Source organism: Fluviicoccus sp., assembly GCF_030646115.1.
In the GTDB taxonomy this organism is placed as follows: domain Bacteria; phylum Pseudomonadota; class Gammaproteobacteria; order Pseudomonadales; family Moraxellaceae; genus Fluviicoccus.
The window spans coordinates 482,764-503,629 of the sequence record NZ_JAUSMX010000002.1 but is presented as its reverse complement, the minus strand read 5'-3'; the positions used below and the strand labels follow the sequence as shown (position 1 = coordinate 503,629).

Below are 20,866 nucleotides of genomic sequence, written 5' to 3'. Positions count from 1 at the left end.
TTTTGCAGATGTTTCTAACGAATCCGATTTCGCGATAAAGCTGAACGCCATCCAGGTTGTAGACTTTACCGGAGGGGCTCTGCCATCGACGTGGACGCATAATCCGTCGGTCACCTCAGCGACACTGACGCAAGATCAACTTAGCATTAAAACGGGGAATTCAAGTTCGGCGAACGATTGGCCTGCCGTACTGAGTGGAAGTCTGTTGGTCAATCAAACGGGTACGGTTTACCGGACGGAAGTTTCAACCGGCAGCAGCCTGTCCGGCAGTTCGGTCTGGGTCAGTATTGACAACGGGCTGACGTATTCCGTGGCGGCAGGTACAAGTTATCGTAAACACTTGGTTGGCTTCAGTGCTACCGGAATCAAGATAGAAGGCGTAAATGGCCAGAGCGTAACCCCGCTGACGGGGGCGCTGAAGACGAATGCGACCTATGTGGTCGAATACGTGACGGAGGCCACAGGGACCACGATATATGTTTATGAAAAGGGCGGCAGCCGCGACAGCGGTTTGAAGCATCAACTGTCCGGGGGGGCGTGGGCTAACATCAAGGGCTTTGTCCAGACGTACACCGGACCTGCTGTGACGTCGGGTGCAGCCATTTACATAGACAACATCAGTGTATCCCAGCCGTCAAAGAATCCGGAAACGGACGCCCAGCGAACCCGTTATGTCTACAACGCCAATAATCAGTTGCGCTTTACCGTGGATGCCTTGGGGTATGTGACGGAGCGTAAATACGACGGTCTGGGCCGGGTGGTGAAAGAAATCCGCTATGCGGAAAAACCAGGGGACTTGACAACTTGGCTGGCCAATCCAGGGTCACTGGATGTGACTGGGGCACAGGTCACCCGCTATGCATATGACGTTGACAACCAATTGCGGTTCACCGTGGACGCCTTGGGGTATGTGACGGAGCAGCGCTATGACAGCTTGGGCCGGGTCAGCGCAACGCTGAAGCATGCCAAGGCAATCAATGTTGATGCGGTGGTCACGGAAGCAGATGTTGATCTGGCGGTTCACAGCAATCTGAATGTGAATTTCAGTGATCCAGTGCCTTCCGGCATGATTCTGACGGGTAATGCCGCTTTAGGTAGCATTGCGAACGAACAATTGGCTGTTCGGCCCCAGGCGGCCGGGGCGTTGGATTGGCCTCCGGTGTTTTACGAGCAGTCGGACGCCATTACTTATGAGGCTGGCAAGGTTTACCGGGCCGAACTGACCACCGGCTCCAGCCTGGCAGGCATATATACTGGCTTCAGCATTCGGAACGCACAGAGCGGAACAGGATACCGCAAGCACAGCATTGAGTTTGAGAACGGCAAAGCGATAATTGTCTCAAACGGGACTAATGGTGTGTATGCCGGGGGGGAATTGGGGCAGTTGCAGGCGAATACCACTTATGTGGTGGAAATTGAGACTGACAGCGGTGGAACCAGTGCCTATGTATATGTAAAGGGAGGGGACCGGAGCACAGGTTGGAAGCATCGACTGAATGCAACGGGATGGAATACGGCACAAATGAGGGTGTTCACCAAGACGGGTCACGGCGCCAGCGGTGAGTTGTCACTGGATAATGTGATGATTTCCAAGCGGGGGGCACAGCCGGATGTGATCGCCCAGCAGACACGTTATGTTTACGACGCAGAAGGTCGTCAGATTTTTACGGTGGATGCAGAGGGATACATATCAGAGCGCCAGTATGATGGCCTGGGTCGGGTGACGGCGGAGATCCGATATGCAGTGAAACCATCAAACCTGACAACTTGGCTGTCAAACCCGGTTTCATTGGGGGCGACGGATGCGCAGGTGACACGCTATGTATACGACGCGAACAACCAGTTGCGTTACACCGTGGATGCACTGGGCTATGTGACTGAAAAGCAATATGACTCATTTGGCCGGGTCATTCAGGAAAGCCGATACGCCAACTTGATGACAGGTTCGCCCCAGAGTTTGGACTATAGTACCATTTCGTCAATGGCCTTGGGAGAAAAACAGGCAACAACTCATTTGTATAATGGACTAAACCAGGAAGTAATCCAGATTGATGCGCTGGGTTTTGTCACTGAAACACGATTTGATGGATATGGTCATATTACTGAAAAGCGCAAAAGTGCAGTTGCCGTCGATTCAATTGAGGGAATAATGACGGAAACTGGAAGGCAGTCTTTATTAGCTGCTTCAGTAGCGGCAATAAATTCGGTTGGCGTGCAAACGGTCATGTTTGTTAATGATAAATTGGGGCGGCTTAGATTCAGTCAGGATGAATTAGGCTATGTAACTGAAAGTCAATACGCTGCAAATGGTGCAAAGACGGCGTCGATTCGTTACAGCGAGAAATATGATGTTGCGGATTATTCTGAGCAAGCATTAATGACTTGGTCGAGTAGTCGATTGGCAAGTAAATTGATTCGGACTGATTTTGTTAATGACAAGATGGGAAGGTTACTCTTTACTGTTGATCCCACAGTGACCGGACTCACCGGGCGATATGTTAGTGAATTACGTTACGATGCGAACGGTAATGTTGTTGAGCAACGACGTTATACAACCGCTGTAACCGGGTTAAGCTTGTCAGAGTCAGGAATGATGTCTGTTCTGACGGGGGCCGTATTTGTAAGGCAGTCGAGAGCAGTTTATGATGCCCTTGGACGAGTTAGATATACCCTTGATGCGCTTGGGTATATTAGCGAAAATATTTATGACAACTTTGGCCGCGTTATTGAAAAAAGAAATTATGACCGATGCCTGAGTGAAACCTCAGAATTAACCGAGTCTGCAGTTTTAGATGCTTTGGCTCAACCACGGTGGGTTAATGAAGAGGGTTTGTCTTCTTTAATATTGGCGATGTCCACTCAGCCTGGTCAGATTCAAATGCAGTCCTTAGGCTTGCCTGGTTTGGGCTTTGATATTCCATTTGGATTTGTTGTTGATCGAATGCCGGTTGCAGCCAGGGCAGGTCAAAAAATAAGAATGGAGGTTCGTTCGGATACCACGGGCTATTATCAGTTATGGTTTCAGAGTGGCTCCAGGAGGCATGGTGTTGATATCAAAAATGGCAGCTTTCGTTTTGTTTTTGATGTCAATAATTCTGATAATATCGCACCGGTATTTGATCCACGTGGATCGATTACAAGTATGGCAACATATATTCTTGAAATGGAGGTTACTGCGACAGGAACAGCGTTGTCATGGTACGAGAAAGGTCAGCCACCGACAACCGGATACAGTGACTTCGAAGCAGGCGTACTGGAGAATGACATCGCCCTTGGTGCATTCTCGTATGAATATCCAAGCACAACTACAGATTGGGGTAATCTGTATTTAAGTTCAATTGTAACGAGTGCCCCTCAGATTGCCACTCTTGAAAAATATAGTTATGACAACGGGGGGAGACTGCAAAGCACAACAGATTCTCTTGGGTTTACAGAGTCGTACATATATGACGCCTTTGGGAACAGGACTAAAAAGACAGATAAGAAGGGTGAGGAATGGAATTATCTGTATGACTCACTAAACCGACTTGTTGAAGAAGTGACCCCGGCGCTGACCGTACAGGCTGATTACAGCAGCGTGCCAGTGACGGGCTTTGTTGTGAATCGTAATTATTACGACTCCTTTGGGAATGTGGTGTCCAGACAGGAAGGAATTGTTCGTAAAGGTACCCAGCCCAGAGTTTCAAATGGAAATGATGAGTTTAACCAGGTAAGGACAACACGTTATGGTTATGACAGCCTGAATCGGCAAGTTTTGATTATTTCGCCTGGTTATTATGACACACTTAACCGGCGTTTCAATGCTTTGGAGCTTTCTGAATCGGAGTTGACAGCAAGGTTAGGGGGAGTGGCCCCAAGTGACCCAACAGGTGGGTTTCTGGTATCGACACGTAATTACTATGATGGATTTGGCCGTTTGAGTCAAACGCGTGTTCGGATCAATAACACGGGTGTTTATGCCGATGATTATGCAGACAGTTTTAGATTTTATGACGCTCGTGATCAATTGCGGAGTGAAATTGATGCTTTGGGTTACGTGACTGGTTACGATTATGATTGTTACGGCAACCAAGTAAGCCAAAAGCGTTATGCTTCGGCATTGGCAAATGTTGCCGATATTGCCCAAGATGGGGTATTGGTTGATGATGAGATAGTAAAGGATGCTGTCAGGGATCGGACTATATTCTCACGCTATGACGAATTAGGTAGGAAGATTGGCATATGGCAGGATGCGATAAATTTATACACCACTCCGAGTGGCAGTGTTGTGGCTACACCTGCAACACGCTTTGAATATGACTCAATGGGAAATGTGGTCCGAGAAAGCCGTGAGGCTTGGGATTTGGCCGGGAACATGGTGACAAGCCTGCCAGCCAGTATTACGCGATCGTTCTATGATGCCAAAGGCAGGCGGATTGGGGTAATTGACCCGCTAGCATATTATACATCCTATACTTATGATGTTTTGGATCACGTAGTTTCGCAACGAGAATATGCAGGGCAATTTGGTACAAATGTTGACCAGCTAACATTCTCTGGTGTGAGTGCCAAGGCTGAGCTTCAAGAATCTGCGTATTTGAATCCGCAGAACAGATATACGTATTTTCAATACGATGTTATGGGTCGTTTGGTTCGCACCTATGTTGAGACTAAAGGGTATATTGTTGGGAGTGCCGCCCAACAAGTTTCGGCAACAGAGTATGATGAGGCCGGTTTAGTGCGGTCAGTGACTGATAAGGCTGGAAATATCACACAGACTGTATATGACAATGCAGGTAGAGTGATTAAAGTTATTGATCCTGAACGGGAAGCTGCGGGGTTGGGAGCTTTAAGAGCCAATATGGCGATGATCAAAGCTTCGCCAGAGAAGAACTATATTCTTAATGCCCATGGCGAGGTTGTCAAGGAAACTGTTTCAGCGGGTGTGGATGCTAATGGTGGCATCCAGATAGGTGGCAGCCGGATTACCAGAAATGTTTATGACGCTTCAGGTAATCTGATTGCAATGATTAACCCTGATGTCAAGGACACAGATGTTAACTTCAATGCTCTGCGTTCCAGCTATGGTGTTAATAATTACCAGATTGATGCTTCCGGTAATATTATTTGTGACACTCAGAAGGTTAAGGCTGTATTCACTGCATGGCTGGTTGAAGGGGTTGCGAAGCAATACGATTATTCGATTCAGACTTCATATGCCTATGACAAGCTGAATCGCCAGAAGTCAACCGGAGTGGATGGTGCGGTTGCATATGGTAATGATTCGTTACTGGCTTTAGTTAATACGGGTTATGGGAGGACAGAGCAATCAGCCATGTATAATGCCTTTGGCGAAGTGTCTTCCAGGGCATTAAATGGGGAAACTCAGATTGTATATGATTATGATCAGTTGGGACATGTCAAATCTACCGTTGATGGCGAAGGTCTAAGCACGTTTGAGTATGATCATTTAGGCAATGGTACGCGCCAAACCAAGAAGGGAGCGGATACAGATCAGTATAACCGTAATCATGATATTGGTTATACATATCTTGCAGGTAATCAAAGCCTTTTTGCGGTGAGTGATGCTGCAAATGCCAATGCACCAAGAATCGAGCGAGTCACGCTTCGTCTATTCGATTTGCTTGGACGGGAGACAGCTCAGCAACTTCCCTCATTTAAGGACTATGTTGGAACAACAGTGTACCCTGTTTCATATAAAATCTATGACCGTTGGGGTAATGCAACTGAGATGAATGACAATGGGACAGTTGTTCAGTACCAGTATGATATGTTTAATCGGGTTATTCGTGTAGAAAGCCCGGCATCTGTCATTACCGATGAGCATGGAGGAGAAGCCCTTGCCAATATGATCAAGGAATACTCTTATGATTCAATGGATAATGTCATTGCTGAGTCTGATACTAGGGGGCAGTATTTTGATTCGCAAGGAATAACCGTTGCTGCGGTAGCGGTAAGATTCAAGAGCCGGAATTACTATGCTGGTACAAACCTGTTAAAAGATGACTTTGATGCAAATTTTGCAGGAGTGGGTTCATCTTCAAAAAACAGTTATCAATACGATGCATTTGGTAATCAAATTACCAAAGTAAACGGGGCGGGTAACTTGTCGTTCATGTACTATGACAGCATGGACAGGTTGGTGAGTCACGGCTATATTAATAATATTAATATAGCCGTGATTGAAGACTCCTATAAATATGATTATGCTGGCCGTCAATATGCAAAAATTCGCGGTGGTGGGGAGGAAGTTGCTGAAACACTGATATATGATGATGTCAACTTGGTGCTTTCCGGCGACGCAGGGAACGTTGAGTATTTTGAGTATGATGAGAGAGGAAATGTTGTACTCACACATGATGAATCTGGCGTAAGCAAGCGGTTTATTTACGATGTAAATAATCGTAAAATTGCTGAAACTATGCCGTTTATGTCTTTATATAGTCGCCGGTATTGGGCATATGATTCATATGGCCGCGTAGTCATGACTATTGATGGGGATGTGTGTTGTGCTTTTGCTTATGACCGTTTTGGTCAATTGTCCATGGAGGGAGGTGAAACTTCGGTGACATATCCTTCATATCCGAATAATTGGAGAAGTGCTAAGGCCTACACATATCTGGATAATGGCTTGCTTTCAAAAGTTGCCGGTGAGCATAACTGGAGCTCTTATCAGTACAATGTTCGCAGCCAGAAAATGCAGGAAGAAAATGGTTATTCAGTCCTTGTTAATGGAGCTGCTTTTTCAGGTTCGCAAAAAGTCAATTATATGTATGACAGCTTGGGGCGGCTTTCCAGGATGTGGGCTCCTGCAGGTACCGTGGCAGTCAATAACTCTACCAGAACGTCTTCGTTTAAATGGGGGGATGTGACAACCATCACTGCTTCCATTGCCAATACGTCAGAGCTTTATTCATTGAATATTGCCTATGATGCATTTGGAAACCGGCGAAAGGTTTCATTGAAGGCGACAGCTTCGTCCGGTGTCGAAGAAAACTGGTACAAGTATGATGCCGAAGGCCGAATGACGATTGCTGAAGGATTTCTCAATGCTAATCATGAAATTGTCATGGGGTTATACGCCGGAAAGAGTAAAGGCTTGTCCATAACCTATGATTCAGCTGGCAGAAGAGCGACCGAGGAAAGCTTCAAGGCAAGTCTTTTTTTTGGCGATCAATATCAGCAGAAGCGGTTTACTTACCAGACTAACGGTGAGTTGCTGCAGATTGATAGTCGGATTAATGTGCGGGGCCGTCTGAATGGTGAGCTTCGCGATTCGTCCACGCCCTATTATTCAGGATACTATAATCTTTACACTGGGGGGCTTGGTACATATGTTACAACAACACGATTCACGCCTTCCTTATTGGGGGTTACTCAGCAGCTGAATTATAATGAATCATCCGGTGCACTGGTTGATGTGCAGTCTTTTTATTATCGGGGCGATGGAAAGTTATATCTTCAAACTACTTCGAATGCGTCAATGCAGGTGACTCAGGATAACCTGTATGGAGGTAAATATAAGTTATTTGCAGATGATCCTGTGCCTACTCGCGACCGAATTGATCGTGATGGTTTGCAGATTGAGTATGAAATTCGGAATCGCGTTTCACCGGGAAGTTTAAGTATTGCCTCTACGGCCAAGTATACAAAGTATTATGCTTGGGTAAATGGCTCTTCCAAGGATGACTACATTGGTGTGACATATACCGGGGCAGGTTACACGCCAGGTGGCAGTGACTTCTATCATTCTGATCGTGGTGATCTTACCCAAGTTAAGGGTGCTGGTGGTCAGGTATATGACCGGCGGTTTACCAGTAACGCTGATGGAAAAATGTACTTTAGGGGTGATTATAATACGGCTGGGCAGTTAACGGCAGGTCAAACCTATTTTTATTTCAATGGCAATCCAATTGCTAATATCGGAACTATTTCCGGGACTGAGTTTGGAACGGAGTTTACCTCGGTTTCAGATAGCTACCCTTCCCGCACGCCTTCATCCTATAACATTAATTCTGGAGATACGTTTGCAAGTATTGCCCAATCTGTCTGGGGTGACTCCAATCTTGGTTATCTGATTGCCGATGCCAATGGCTTGAATCTGACAGATAACTTGAGTGCGCTGGTTGGCCGGGTTATTGATATCCCTAACCGGGTAACCAATATCCATAATGATTCTACTGTGTTCGGTGTGTACGACCCCGGTAAAATTATGGGGGATACAACTCCTCAGCCTAAGGCGCCGCCTCCTCCCAAGCCGAAGAAGGTTAAGTGGTGGAAAAAGGTCCTGATTGCGTTGGTCAGTGTCGCGGCAATGTTTATTTTTGGACCAATAGCTGGTTCAATTATTGGAAATATAGCATCGCAACTGACTGCACGTGTGTTAGGAGTCACTCATGAATTCAGTTGGAAGCAAGTGGGTAAGTCATTTGTCTCTGCTATTGTTTCATTTGGTGTAGGTCAATTCCTAGGCCAATTCAAGTCAATTAATGATTTGTCGAATGCGGCTAATTCAATTGCTAATAATGGCATGCGAAGCTTGTCAGATGTCGCGACTTTGGCTAAGTCAGCATTGGTTAATGGGGCCACAAGTTACGCTGCCGACTATTTAGCCAATAAATCGATGAATATCGATACGCACTTCAGTTGGTCTGGTGTTGCGTCTTCCGTAGTGGGGTCTGGGTTAGGTTCGTTGGTGAGTGCAGGGCATTCCAGCGTGGCGGGAGATTTTAATGATGTAATTCGGATTTCCGCCCGAGATCAAGTTTCAGCTTTGGCATCTGCCAGGTTGAATGATAAGTGGTTTGGTGGTGACCGGCCTTCGTATAGTGACGTGGCGTATTCAACGTTGGGTTCTTCCTTGGGCAAGCAGTTTGGGCTACGACATCAGAATGATGACTGGGCTAGCAAGACTCGGGGTGCAATTGAGGATTGGTCAAAGAAAGGTGTAGACTACTTACGTGCAGCTATAAAGGGAACTGACCCCATTAATTCGGAGAGTTTGAAGCCGAAGCAGACGAAAGTGAATATCGAGTTGCCTGAGATAACGTTATCAGATTTAGGGATAGCACCGATCGATGAACTGAATTTTACCGAACCCATGCCGTATAAAAACCCGTTGTGGCAGGCTGCGGAAACCACGTCTTTCATTGATTCGTTGATTGATAGCAGCATGCCGGCTACGTTTAACCATCCGTCTTATCATGCCGATCTTGGCGGGCTGGGGGGTAAAGCTAAAACAATCCTGGAAACTGAAATTGATATTGAGTTATCTCAGGGCTACTCCGAGCGCAATGGCATGACAATGCCGTATCCTGTTGGATATGACCCGCGCACAGGGAAAAAGTTGCCCGAATTGCGGCCAACAGATAGTGCATATAAAGCCAGAATGAGAGCCATAATTGCGGAGAAGGCGAAGGCAGAAATAAAAACAGATGCCGCCACATCATCAGTTTTTACTATGGCAACGGTTGGTTTGGCTTTAAATGACCCGAATGTCACGCCTGATCAATTGGAAGGCGCCTTTCAAACAGGTGAAGCACTGACAAACATGGTTGTAGGGCGCAGTTTAAAATCGAATCGTTACGCGCCAACTAAAGTGGAGCAACGGTTAATTAGTGAGGTAGTCAGGCCAACGGCTAAAGTCAGTTATAAGCAGGACATGGTGAAGGTTGATTCAGCAAATATTAAACTGCGGACTATGGGGTCGACGGGAAACAGAGACTCGTTAATTGGTGAATTGATTGCTGATAGCAATAAGAAGTTCCCTTTAACTGAGGTGAATGCTCGCAAGATGCTTTACGAGTATGCCCCTGATGGCTACACCCCACGAAAAGTTGCTGGTCCGGGAGGAGCAGGTGCCGACTTGGTCTTTGATGGACCCGGTGGAGCAGTCTTTAAAATTGAGAATAAGTCCACCACCTCTTTTGGTTCGTTTAAAGACGAGCTGAGTCATGCTGCCCAGAGACAAGCACAAGGGAATCTGGTTTTTGTACAAGTTCCTGAAGGAGTGGATGTTAGTAAGTGGATGTCAAGATTCTGGGGCTACCGTAAGGATTTATATAACAATCCGACGCCAGAAAACATTGCCAAGCTTGACCTCTATCGAAAAACTGAGATCGTGATTCACGATGAGAAGGGGGTCAACCTTCTTCCCAGACAACCGATCTATAACCCCAAGTAAGGAGAGTTGGATATGAGTGTTTATTACTATCTGTTTGCCAAGGAGGCCAATGAGTGTATTGGCCTTGGTTGTAGTATAAAAGGAGATGATAGGAAGTATGAAGGGCCTATTGTGTGGATTGGGGCAGAGAGATTTCTGCTCACAAGTCAAATGTTAGAATTGCTTATTGAAAGGTTTTATGATTTTCATGGAAAGGAAAAAGTATTTTTGCTAAGTGAGGATGAGCTTTATGACTCTGGAGTTTATCTCTCTGGAGATGAGTTTTGTATTCAGGTGGGCAGTGATGAGGATAACGCGCCGCCGCTTACGAAATATATTCCAGAATTGAAAGAGGAAAATATTAGATTGTCCATCGTTAGCGATGAAAAATTGCGGCTTTGATTTGATGTTGCAAACAAGGAATTGGGATGTAGGTTGGACTGCAAAGCCCACAACACACCCCCTTCGTCATGGTGTTGATGGCAACTTAACCCCCTGAAAACGTTGGGCTTCGCGCCGTAGCCCAAGCTACGGGGTGCCGGTTGGCTAGCCTGCGGAGTCAACCTCATTCCCCTCGCACCCACCCCAATCCCCTGGCAACACACCCTCACGCACAAACCGGTGAAACGACGAAAACGGCCAATCCGCCACCCGCCGCACATACCCATGCCTCACCGGATTAAAATGAATATAATCCACATGCCGTCGCCAATCTTCCGCATCTCGAATCTGGTGTTCCCAATACCGCCGCTGCCATATTCCCCGCTCACGCTTGGCCAACCGGCTATCACTCACCCATTCCCCCGCCGGAACGGCCCGCGAAAACCGCGACTTGATTAACGACCAACGGCCCGCATAAACCGCTTCCCCCTCCGGCAAACGCCAGATCGCATGCAAATGATCCGGCAAAACTACCATCGCCTCAATATGAAACGGATATTTATCCCGGGTCTTCCGGAAGACTTCCCGTAAATCCTGAACATACCGGATTAGATAATCCTGCCGGCGGTCTGCCAGATTCACCGTAAAGAAAAAAGAACCGCCCGCAGCGCGGGCTCGGCGATAATGCATGATGTCGTCCCTGAAAATGTTGGGCTTCGTGACTCAGCCCAACCTACGGTTGTATTTCCGGCCCTCAATGCCTCGTCTTCCCCTCCGACATCAGCCGCGCCTGCTTCACCACCAAATCAAACAAAGTCTCCCCAGACTCCCCAAACGGCTGCTCCAACACCTCCTTCACCAACGCCTCCGCCCCCACCGCATCCCCACCCTGTTTCAACAACAGCAACCGCGCAAACTGTGCCGACATACACCCCGCATCCAGCTTCAACGCCCGCCGGATGCCCAACTCCGCCTCCGCCGTCAAACCCTCCATGGCATCCACCACCGCCAGCCCGCCATGGGTTTCCGCAAAATTCCGGTCCAGCGCATAAGACCGCTGCAACACCTCACGCGCCTGGCCCGTCTCACCCTTCAAAATATGCACCCAGGCCAGCAAATGCCAGGAACCAATATGCTCCGGCATAAACTCAACCCCATGCCGCACACATCGCTCCACCTCCGGCAAATCCATCGCCAAAAACGCGCATTGCGCCAAATCGGACCAGCCGCGCCCGCAAGTCGGGTGCTTGTCCACCAAATGCTGCAGAATCATCGCCGCATAATCCGGCTGGTCCTGCTCCAGCAACACTTCCCCCTTGGCCAGCAAAGCATCCAGCTGATCAGCATCTCCCGCCAAGGCCATATCCGCACAAACCAGCGCCTCCGCATTGCGGTCCAGCTCATACAGCAACAGCGCCTTCACACCCAGCGCCTCCGGCAGCTCCGGCTCTGCCGCCAACGCCTGCTCCAACAACGGCAAGGCCTCCTCTTCCCGGTCCAGATGGTGCAGTGCCCGCGCCGCAATCACCGCCGCCGCCGCATGGGCGGGGTTGGCCGCACAATAAGGAAGCATCAGCGCCGCACAGTCGGCAAAACGTTGCAGATAGAAACGGGCAAACCCCGTATTGAACACCACCGCCGGATGATGCAGCCCCTGCGCCAGGGCGCTGTCACCATAGGCCGCCGCCGCCTCATAATCCGTCTTCAACAGACAAAAATGCAGCGCATGCGCCTGAAAGCCCGTCGAGGTGACATTCGCCCGCGCCGCCAGCGACAGAATCCGGTCACCGGCATCCAGATTTTCAGCGGCAATGGCCTCCTGCAAGGCATCCGTCAACAAGGCCGGGTTGGCGGGGTCTGCATCCAGATAACCCAGCAAACGATCCAGGCGGCTGCGGTCGGGTGAAGCAGGAAAAGCGGAGGCCATGAGATGTCTCACATGCAAGGGTTGAATAGAAAGAGGCCGGGTGGCGGCGCGCTGGGAATGATGCCATTCCCATGGCCGAAAGGATAGTTGCCGGACGGATAACCGGATGCCGCCAACCCGCGCCAACTGACAGCCGGCCCCACACCGGGTACAATCCCCCATCCCACGCACACCCCCTTTGCCGGAGAAACCGGCCAGGAACCCGCCATGATCCGCATCACCGAACTCGCCCTGCCGCTGGACCACACCCCCGAAGCCCTGCGCGCCGCCATTGTCGAACGCCTCAAGATCAAAGACGCCGACCTCATCGATTTCACCGTCTTCAAGCGCAGCTATGACGCCCGCAAAAAAGGCAGCGAAATCAAGTTCGTCTATATCATTGACCTCAACGCCCGCAACATCGACAAACTGCTGCAACGCTTCACCAGCGACCCGCATATCCGTCCCGCGCCCGACACCCGTTACCACACCGTCGCCCAAGCGCCCCAGGGACTCACGGAGCGGCCGGTGATTATCGGTTTCGGCCCCTGCGGCCTGTTCGCGGCCCTGACCCTGGCGCAAATGGGCTTCAAACCCATTGTGCTGGAACGCGGCAAGGAAGTGCGCCAGCGCACCAAGGACACCTGGGCGCTGTGGCGCAACAAGACCCTGACCCCGGAATCCAACGTGCAGTTCGGGGAAGGCGGCGCCGGGCTGTTTTCGGACGGCAAGCTCTACAGCCAGATCAAGGACCCCAAATTCTACGGACGCAAGGTGATGCACGAGTTTGTGCGTGCCGGTGCGCCGGAAGAAATCATGTTCGTCAGCAAGCCGCACATCGGCACCTTCCGACTGACCGGCGTGGTGTCCGCCATGCGTGAGGAAATCCGCACGCTGGGCGGGGAAGTGCGCTTTGAAAGCCGGGTCACTGACCTGCAACTTAATAACGGACAGGTGGAAGGCGTGGTGCTGGACAGCGGTGAAGTGATTGCCAGCCGCCATGTGGTGCTGGCGCTGGGTCACAGTTCCCGCGATACCTTCCGCATGCTGCATCGGCGCGGCGTGCATATCGAAGCCAAACCCTTTGCCGTCGGCTTCCGCATCGAACATCCGCAGTCGCTGATTGATAACGCCCGTCTGGGCAAATACGCCGGTCACCCGGCGCTGGGCGCAGCCGACTACAAGCTGGTGCATCACGCCAAAAACGGCCGGGCGGTGTACAGTTTCTGCATGTGCCCCGGCGGCACCGTGGTGGCGGCAACGTCGGAAGCGGGGCGTGTGGTGACCAACGGCATGAGCCAGTATTCCCGTAACGAACGCAACGCCAATGCCGGTATCGTGGTGGGCATCAGCCCGGAACAGGATTTCCCCGGCGGTCCGCTGGCAGGTGTGGAATTGCAGGAACAACTGGAGTCCCGCGCCTTTGAACTGGGCGGCAGCGATTACTGCGCGCCGGGGCAGCTGGTGGGTGATTTCATCAAGGGTAAGCCTTCGGAAAAATTGGGCGAGGTGGAGCCGTCCTACAAGCCTGGCGTCAAGCTGGGGGATCTGGCGCTGTCGTTGCCGACGTATGTGATTGAGGCCATCCGCGAGGCGCTGCCGGAGTTCGGCAAGCAGATTCGCGGCTTTGACCGGGACGATGCCGTGCTGACCGGCATTGAAACCCGGACTTCGTCGCCGGTACGCATTACCCGCGACCATCACAGCCTGCAAAGCCTGAATACGCAGGGCTTGTATCCGGCGGGTGAAGGCGCGGGTTATGCGGGCGGCATCCTGTCGGCGGGGGTGGATGGCATCAAGGTGGCGGAAGCCGTGGCGCTGGATATGGTGGCCAAGGCGGGGTTGCCGTCGTGAAGATGGACGACATCATGAAGCTGCACCAGAAAAAGTACCGGGAGGAGTTCGGCCATTTTCTGGTGGAAGGCGAACATCTGGTGCTGGAGCTGGAAAAGGCGGCGGAACACAACGTGGCCTTGCAGTCCTCACACCTGTATGTGACCGAGGCATACGCCAATTGGAACGGACCTTTTCGCACCACGCTGGTTTCTGCCAGGCAGATGGCGCAGATGGCGGACACCAAGACGCCGCAGGGCATTGTCGCCGTGGTTCCGGTATTGCCGTCGCTGGCAGGCAAGGGCGACCAAAGCCTCGCCATTTACCTGCATGAAGTGCAGGACCCCGGCAATCTCGGCACTATTTTGCGCACCTTGGGCTGGTTTGGCGGATTCCGCTGCCTGCTGAGTTCGGGTAGCGTCGATCCCTATAATCCCAAGGTGGTGCGGGCCAGCATGGGGGCCATTTTCCATGTACCCATGGAGCTGGAGGTGCCGCTGTCTGCCTTGGCAGCGCGATATGCCAATATTGCCTGTCTGGACATGGAAGGGCGGCCGTTGAGCGATGCCGCGTTCCGGGATTTTGACTGTTATGTCTTTGGCAATGAGGCGCGCGGCGTTCCGCGTGAGGAACTGCTTCGTTTGCAGGCGCAACCGTTCACCATTGCCGGGTGTGGAGCCATTGAATCATTGAATCTGGCGTCGGCGGTGAATATGTGTGTGTATGAATTGAAGCGATAATTCCGGCAATCCATTACACTGCTGACACCCTGTAGGTCGGGCTTCAGCCCGACAACCGCCCAAGCTACGAGAACCCAGTCCCATGTACTACCAAGGCATCCTCAAAAAGATGCGCACCCGCGACGACAGCCCTGTTACGTATGAATTACCGGTGGGTGATTTCCTCGTACCGCTCAACGATTACATCGGCCAGCCTGTCCGTTTGCATTACACAGGCCGTATCTACTGTCTCAACTGCGGCGCCAAGACCAGCAAGTCTTTCAGCCAGGGGTTCTGCTACAAGTGTTTCCGTAACTCGGCATCGGCCGACATGTGCATCATGAAGCCGGAAACCTGTCACTTCCACCTTGGCACCTGCCGCGAACCGGAATGGGCGCTGACGCATTGCTTTCAGCCACACGTAGTCTATCTGGCCAATTCATCCGGGCTGAAAGTGGGCATTACCCGCGGTACGCAAGTGCCCACGCGCTGGCTGGACCAGGGCGCACGTCAGGCCTTGCCGATCATGGCCGTCAAGACGCGTTTGCAGGCCGGGCTGGCCGAAGTCATCTTCGCCAACCACATCAGCGACAAGACCGCCTGGCAACGCCTCCTGAAGGAAGAAGCGCCCGATCTGGACCTGATGTTGCTGCGTGACGAATTATTGATCCTCTGTGCCGATGAGCTGGCCGAACTGCAAGCCCGTTACCCCGGCGAATTGCAACTGCTGTCCGAAGAACCGCAGCGCGAGTTCTGCTACCCGGTGCAGCAGTACCCCGTAAAGGTCAAGGCCTTCAACCTGGACAACGCCCCCGACGTCAGCGGCAAGCTAATGGGCATCAAGGGGCAATACCTGATTCTGGATACCGGCGTCATCAACATCCGCAAGTACGGCGGCTACGAAATTGAATTCGGAGAACAACCCCATGACTGATCCCCGCACCGTCTTCCTCAAGGATTATCAGGCGCCGGCTTACCGTATTTCCCGGATCGACCTGCGGGTGGATATCCATGACGGTTATACCCGGGTCAGTGCGGACATGACCGTCCAGCGCGCCGGCAGCACGCCGGTTGGAACACCGCTGCGCCTGCACGGGGTCGATCTGACGCTGAAGTCACTGGCTATTAACGGAACACCCCTGACAGACGGACAATATGCCGTGGTGGGAGAGGAGCTTGAAATCCTCGCCGTTCCCGAGGCCGGGGAGTTCCGGTTGCAATCGGTGGTGGAGATTGACCCCGAGCACAACACCGCGCTGGAAGGGCTGTACCTCTCCAAGGGCATGTACTGCACCCAGTGCGAGCCGGAGGGTTTCCGCAAGATCACCTGGTTTGTGGACCGCCCGGACAACATGGCGTTGTTCACCACCACCATCACCGCCGATAAAAAACGCTACCCGGTGCTGTTGGCCAACGGCAATTGCACGCTGCGTGGTGAAGCCGGTAACGGCCGTCATTACGCCACCTGGGAGGATCCGTTCCCCAAGCCCAGCTACCTGTTTGCGCTGGTGGCGGGGGATCTGGCCTGTCTGGAAGACCATTTCATCACCCGTTCCGGTCGGCGCGTGACGCTGCAACTGTTTGCCGAACAGCACGACCTGCGCCAGTGCCGCCACGCCATGGAATCCCTGAAGGCCTCAATGCGCTGGGACGAGCAGCGTTACGGCCGCGAGTACGATCTGGATATCTTCATGATCGTGGCCGTCAGCCATTTCAACATGGGTGCGATGGAGAACAAGGGCCTCAACGTCTTCAACACCTCCTGCGTGCTGGCTCACCCGGACACCACCACGGACATGGGCTTCCAGCGCGTGGAGTCGGTGGTGGCGCACGAATACTTCCATAACTGGAGCGGCAACCGCGTCACCTGCCGTGACTGGTTCCAACTGAGCCTGAAAGAAGGCTTCACGGTATTCCGCGACCAGCAGTTCACCGCCGACCAATTGTCTGCCAGCGTGCAGCGCATTGAAGATGTGGCCGTGCTGCGCAATGCCCAGTTTGCCGAAGATGCCGGTCCGCTGGCGCACCCGGTGCGTCCGGAATCTTTCATCGAGATCAACAACTTCTATACCGCCACGGTGTACGAAAAAGGCGCGGAAATTGTGCGCATGCTGCATACCGTGCTGGGCGAGGCGGATTTCCGCAAAGGCACTGACCTTTATTTTGACCGCCATGACGGCCAGGGCGTGACGGTGGAGGATTTTGTGCGGGCGCTGGCGGATGCTTCCGGCCGCGACCTGACGCCGTTCATGCAATGGTACCGACAGCCGGGCACGCCGGTGCTGCATGTCAGCGGCGTGCATGATGCCGTGGCGCAGACCTATAGCTTGTCGCTGCGCCAGTCCGTGCCCGCCAAGGCGGGTTTCCCGGAACCGCAATTGCTGCCGGTGCCGGTGAAGCTGTCCCTGTTCAGTCCGCAGGGTGAGGCCTTGCCGCTGGCGCTGGCCGGTGAAAGCGAGGCGACCCTCACCGAACGGGTGCTGGTGATGGCTCAGGCCGACGAAACCTGGGTTTTCCAGAATGTCGCGGATGCGCCGGTGCCGTCGCTGCTGCGTGATTTCTCCGCGCCGGTAGTACTGGATTACCCGGCATCCGATGCTGAATTGCTGTTCCTGATGCGTCATGACAACAACGGTTTCAACCGCTGGTTGTCGGCGCAGACCCTGTTTGAACGCATGATGCTGACCGTGATTCGCGGCGAGGCGGACAGCCTGCCGGGTCTGCAGGAAGTGCTGGTGTCGCTGGCCGGTCTGTTGCCGGAGCTGGTCAGCCAAGACCCCGAACTGGCCGCCAAGCTGCTGCAACTGCCGGGCGAAAGCTATCTGGCCGATAAAGTCATGCCGATTGACCCGCAGCGCATCCATGAAGTGCGTCTGGGCTTGCAGAAGGCCATCGCCGGGCATCTGGCCGCTTTCTTCCGCGATCAATACCTGCATAGTCCGGAAACGGCCTATCAGTACAACAGCGACGCCATTGCCTTGCGCACCTGGCGTGATGTCTGCCTGCATTATGCCTTGCTGGGCGACACTTCCGCCGCGTTGCGCGATCGCGTGGCGGACAACTACCGCAAGGCGCCGCACATGACCGAGCGCATGTCGGCGTTGCGGGCGCTGGTGCATTTCGATGCGCCGCATGCGGCGGTCTGTCTGGCCGACTTCTTTGGCCGTTTTGCCAAGGAAGCGCTGGTGATTGACAGCTGGTTTGCGGTGCAGGCCACCAATCCCTTGCGCGGGGTGGAGGAAGTGAAGCGGCTGGCCACGCATGCCGCCTTTACCCTGACCAATCCCAACCGCATGCGTTCGCTGCTGGCCCAGTTCGCCAACGGCAACCCGGTACAGTTCCATCGTCGTGACGGGGAAGGCTATCGTCTGCTGGGTGAAAAGATTGCCGAGCTGGACGCCATCAATCCCCAGATCGCTTCCCGCCTGCTGGGGGCCTTCAGCCGCTGGAAGCGTCTGGAAGCTGTCCGACAAGCGCAGGCAAAAGCTGTACTGGAAGGACTGGCGCAGCGCCAACTCTCCAACGATACTTCTGAGACATTGGGTCGATTGCTGGGTTCCTGAACATGGATAACGATATGGAGAGCCTGCGCACTGATGTGCAACGGAAAGTTGGCCGGAATGTGGTGGTTTACCAGCAAGTGGAAGCCATGATCAATTTTCTGGCGGCCTATGGCAATTTTCCGGATGATGAGCACGTCCTGCCCGGCAGTTATCTGCCGCACCAGCTGGCCTCGGGTTTTGACACCCTGCGCAAACGGGTGCTGCTGGACCTGGCGAAGGATCGCTATGAGCTGGTCCACCAGTTTCTGGCGAACTGCAACTGGTCTTCCGCCGACAGCCTGCTGAGAGCCGGGCAGATTCTGGATGCACGCATGGATGTGTTGCAGCCGGATATCGAATGCCTGGAGGGTATGGTGAAGGATCAGCAGGAAGCCATGTCGGCCTGGACCCGGAAACTGGACAGCATGTCGGCCGGTGAAATGCTGAAGGAGCATGCTGCTTTGCTCAAGGTGCTGGATGATTATGCGCGGATGATGCCCGGCCATGAAAAATGGGTACCGGTGTTTGATGTCGATCATCGCCTGACCCGCGCCATGCCGGTGGAAATGACGGCGCTGGAGGAGGCTTATGGTTCTCCCTGCCTGCTGAGCCTGATTCGCAGCTGCGGTTTGTTTGAAGTGCGGGCGGTGGAGACGGGAAGCGGGCCGGAGTACTGGTATCGGTTGAAGAAGATTGAAACGGCGGCAGCCCGTTAACCCAGGTTAACGCATCTCCCTGCAACTTCACGGATACTGGCTTCACATCCTGTAGCCGTGGAGATTCATCATGCCTTATCTCGCCAGTTCCGCCGGGCTTATTCACTATCAGGAAGCCGGTGCGGGTATTCCCCTGTTGCTGCTCAGCGCCAATCCCGGTGACAGCCGTGACTTTGACGCCGTCATTCCCGCCTTGGCCAGGCACTACCATGTCATTGCCCCGGATTGGCCGGGCTATGGCCGCTCCACGCTGGATATTGCCCCGGAAAGTGTCGACCTTGCTATGCATGACCGGGTGCTGCGGGAACTGCTGGACGCCTTGGGACAGCAACCGGTGTTGATCATCGGTAACTCACTGGGCGGAAATGTGGCAGCGCGGTTGGCTATTTCATGTCCGGAGCGGGTGCGCGGCCTGGTGCTGGTCTCTCCGGGCGGATTTACACCGCATAATTTCTTTACACGCGGGTTTTGCCGCTGGCAGGGCAGTCGTTTCGCGCTGTCGCCGCGACGCTTTGCCAGTCTGTATCTGCGCCGCCGTACGCCAGTGGTGGAGCAGATGCTGGAACGGGCGGCCGGTGAACAGTCAGGCGGGGTAGCATTGTTGAGAAACCGCGCGGTGTGGCGAAGCTTTCTGGAGGCGGATTACGATTTGCGTCCGCAGGCGCATCGCATCCAGTCGCCGGTAATGCTGGCCTATGGCCGGATGGACCCGGTGATCTCACCTTATCTCGACGGCCGTGTCGCCCGGAAGTGTCTACCCTTGGCCCGTTTTGCGGAATTTGCCTGCGGGCATGCCCCCTTTGCCGAACTGCCCGATGCCTTCCTTGCCCAAGTGGAGCCGTTTCTGGCCGAGTGCGCCGGGCGTCCTGTATCCGGGGAAATTACACCGGGTGCGACTGTTTCAGGATCAGCGCTCGCAACCGGCTCAGGTGTACCGGTGTAATGCCGATGTAGGAGGCGATATCCCGCTGGCTGAAACGGCTTTCCAGCGATGGCCAGCGCAGCAGGGTGCGCCGGTAGCGTTCCAGAGCGTTCAGGCCCAGCAGCTCATATTCCCGTTCCACCTTGCGCAAGTACAGGGATTCCGCCAATTTTCCGGAGAAACGCGCCCAAGCCGGACGGGTATTGACCAGCTGCTGGTACACGTTCCAGTCAATGGCCAACAGCACACTGTCGGTTTCCGCCGCCACCCAGGTGAGGGAAGGCGTTTGTCCCAGCAAGTCGGACAAGGAACCGGCCAGGTCGCCCGGCAGGTTGAAGGAGCGGGTGCGTTCGGCGCCGTCTTGCAGCAGGTAATATTCCCGGAGTGCGCCACTCAGAACGAAGGCTGCCTGATGCGCAAGCTCACCGGCCTTGAGCGGAAGGCTGCCTTTGGGCCAGCATTGCCGATGCAGGGGTTTCAGCGCCTGGAAGTCTTCGTCCGGCAAAACCGAAATCCGGTTCAGGGCGGCATGCAGCGCCAGACGTTCATAGTCAGGGACGGCGGCAGGCTTGGTCATGAGGATTCCCGGAAAGTCTTGGTTCCGGGAAGTGTACGCTGATCATGCATGGCAGATGATGCGTCCGGGTGACGAACTGTTCGCGGAATGCGTCACCCGGGCACGGAA

At 53.2% G+C, this 20,866-nt stretch carries 11 protein-coding genes; 8 read left to right on the top strand and 3 right to left on the bottom strand.

All coding sequences use genetic code 11. The features are described from left to right. The first annotated feature begins 205 nt into the window (after nucleotides 1-205). On the top strand, nucleotides 206-10,183 hold the full coding sequence (locus Q7T36_RS02370) for a hypothetical protein (RefSeq protein WP_304843573.1): 9,978 nt from the start codon (nucleotides 206-208) through the stop codon (nucleotides 10,181-10,183). Between the two features lie 12 nt (nucleotides 10,184-10,195). Continuing rightward, nucleotides 10,196-10,564 carry a hypothetical protein gene (locus tag Q7T36_RS02365; RefSeq protein WP_304843571.1) on the top strand — a complete coding sequence of 123 codons (369 nt, stop codon included), beginning with the start codon at nucleotides 10,196-10,198 and terminating at the stop codon, nucleotides 10,562-10,564. Nucleotides 10,565-10,708: 144 nt separating this feature from the next. Here Q7T36_RS02365 and Q7T36_RS02360 read toward each other — a convergent pair whose 3' ends face one another. Then, nucleotides 10,709-11,233 (bottom strand): transposase, encoded by a 525-nt coding sequence (locus tag Q7T36_RS02360; RefSeq protein ID WP_304843569.1) that lies wholly within the window; start codon nucleotides 11,231-11,233, stop codon nucleotides 10,709-10,711. A 64-nt stretch (nucleotides 11,234-11,297) separates the two neighbouring features. Next, nucleotides 11,298-12,470: a hypothetical protein gene (locus Q7T36_RS02355; protein WP_304843567.1), complete on the bottom strand. Its 1,173-nt coding sequence runs from the start codon at nucleotides 12,468-12,470 to the stop codon at nucleotides 11,298-11,300. A 207-nt stretch (nucleotides 12,471-12,677) separates the two neighbouring features. On the opposite strand from Q7T36_RS02355, the gene Q7T36_RS02350 reads away from it, so the two are divergent. From Q7T36_RS02350 to Q7T36_RS02325, 6 genes are all read left to right on the top strand, one after another. After that, complete coding sequence (locus Q7T36_RS02350; protein WP_304843565.1) at nucleotides 12,678-14,303, top strand: NAD(P)/FAD-dependent oxidoreductase; 1,626 nt, start codon at nucleotides 12,678-12,680, stop codon at nucleotides 14,301-14,303. 2 nt (nucleotides 14,304-14,305) lie between these two features. Next, nucleotides 14,306-15,022 (top strand): RNA methyltransferase, encoded by a 717-nt coding sequence (locus Q7T36_RS02345; RefSeq protein WP_304843603.1) that lies wholly within the window; start codon nucleotides 14,306-14,308, stop codon nucleotides 15,020-15,022. 82 nt (nucleotides 15,023-15,104) lie between these two features. After that, nucleotides 15,105-15,935, top strand: a complete 831-nt coding sequence (locus Q7T36_RS02340) for a DUF2797 domain-containing protein (RefSeq protein ID WP_304843563.1) — start codon at nucleotides 15,105-15,107, stop codon at nucleotides 15,933-15,935. Continuing rightward, nucleotides 15,928-18,564 (top strand): aminopeptidase N, encoded by a 2,637-nt coding sequence (gene pepN / locus Q7T36_RS02335; protein ID WP_304843561.1) that lies wholly within the window; start codon nucleotides 15,928-15,930, stop codon nucleotides 18,562-18,564. The genes Q7T36_RS02340 and pepN overlap by 8 nt, the downstream gene beginning before the upstream one ends. A 2-nt stretch (nucleotides 18,565-18,566) precedes the next feature. Next, complete coding sequence (locus Q7T36_RS02330; protein ID WP_304843559.1) at nucleotides 18,567-19,259, top strand: hypothetical protein; 693 nt, start codon at nucleotides 18,567-18,569, stop codon at nucleotides 19,257-19,259. 70 nt (nucleotides 19,260-19,329) lie between these two features. After that, nucleotides 19,330-20,202 (top strand): alpha/beta fold hydrolase, encoded by an 873-nt coding sequence (locus tag Q7T36_RS02325; RefSeq protein WP_304843557.1) that lies wholly within the window; start codon nucleotides 19,330-19,332, stop codon nucleotides 20,200-20,202. Here Q7T36_RS02325 and Q7T36_RS02320 read toward each other — a convergent pair. Then, the gene (locus tag Q7T36_RS02320) at nucleotides 20,141-20,758 is read right to left on the bottom strand and encodes a Crp/Fnr family transcriptional regulator (protein WP_304843554.1); all 618 of its coding nucleotides are present in this window, start codon (nucleotides 20,756-20,758) and stop codon (nucleotides 20,141-20,143) included. The genes Q7T36_RS02325 and Q7T36_RS02320 overlap by 62 nt on opposite strands. Nucleotides 20,759-20,866: the final 108 nt, after the last annotated feature.

Bases quoted from the DNA above. Each gene is read 5' to 3' on its own strand.
- Q7T36_RS02365 (WP_304843571.1), top strand. From the start codon at position 10,196: ATGAGTGTTTATTACTATCTGTTTGCCAAGGAGGCCAATGAGTGTATT.
- Q7T36_RS02340 (WP_304843563.1), top strand. From the start codon at position 15,105: ATGTACTACCAAGGCATCCTCAAAAAGATGCGCACCCGCGACGACAGC.
- Q7T36_RS02345 (WP_304843603.1), top strand. From the start codon at position 14,306: ATGGACGACATCATGAAGCTGCACCAGAAAAAGTACCGGGAGGAGTTC.
- pepN (WP_304843561.1), top strand. From the start codon at position 15,928: ATGACTGATCCCCGCACCGTCTTCCTCAAGGATTATCAGGCGCCGGCT.
- Q7T36_RS02325 (WP_304843557.1), top strand. From the start codon at position 19,330: ATGCCTTATCTCGCCAGTTCCGCCGGGCTTATTCACTATCAGGAAGCC.
- Q7T36_RS02355 (WP_304843567.1), bottom strand. From the start codon at position 12,470: ATGGCCTCCGCTTTTCCTGCTTCACCCGACCGCAGCCGCCTGGATCGT.
- Q7T36_RS02350 (WP_304843565.1), top strand. From the start codon at position 12,678: ATGATCCGCATCACCGAACTCGCCCTGCCGCTGGACCACACCCCCGAA.
- Q7T36_RS02330 (WP_304843559.1), top strand. From the start codon at position 18,567: ATGGATAACGATATGGAGAGCCTGCGCACTGATGTGCAACGGAAAGTT.
- Q7T36_RS02320 (WP_304843554.1), bottom strand. From the start codon at position 20,758: ATGACCAAGCCTGCCGCCGTCCCTGACTATGAACGTCTGGCGCTGCAT.
- Q7T36_RS02360 (WP_304843569.1), bottom strand. From the start codon at position 11,233: ATGCATTATCGCCGAGCCCGCGCTGCGGGCGGTTCTTTTTTCTTTACG.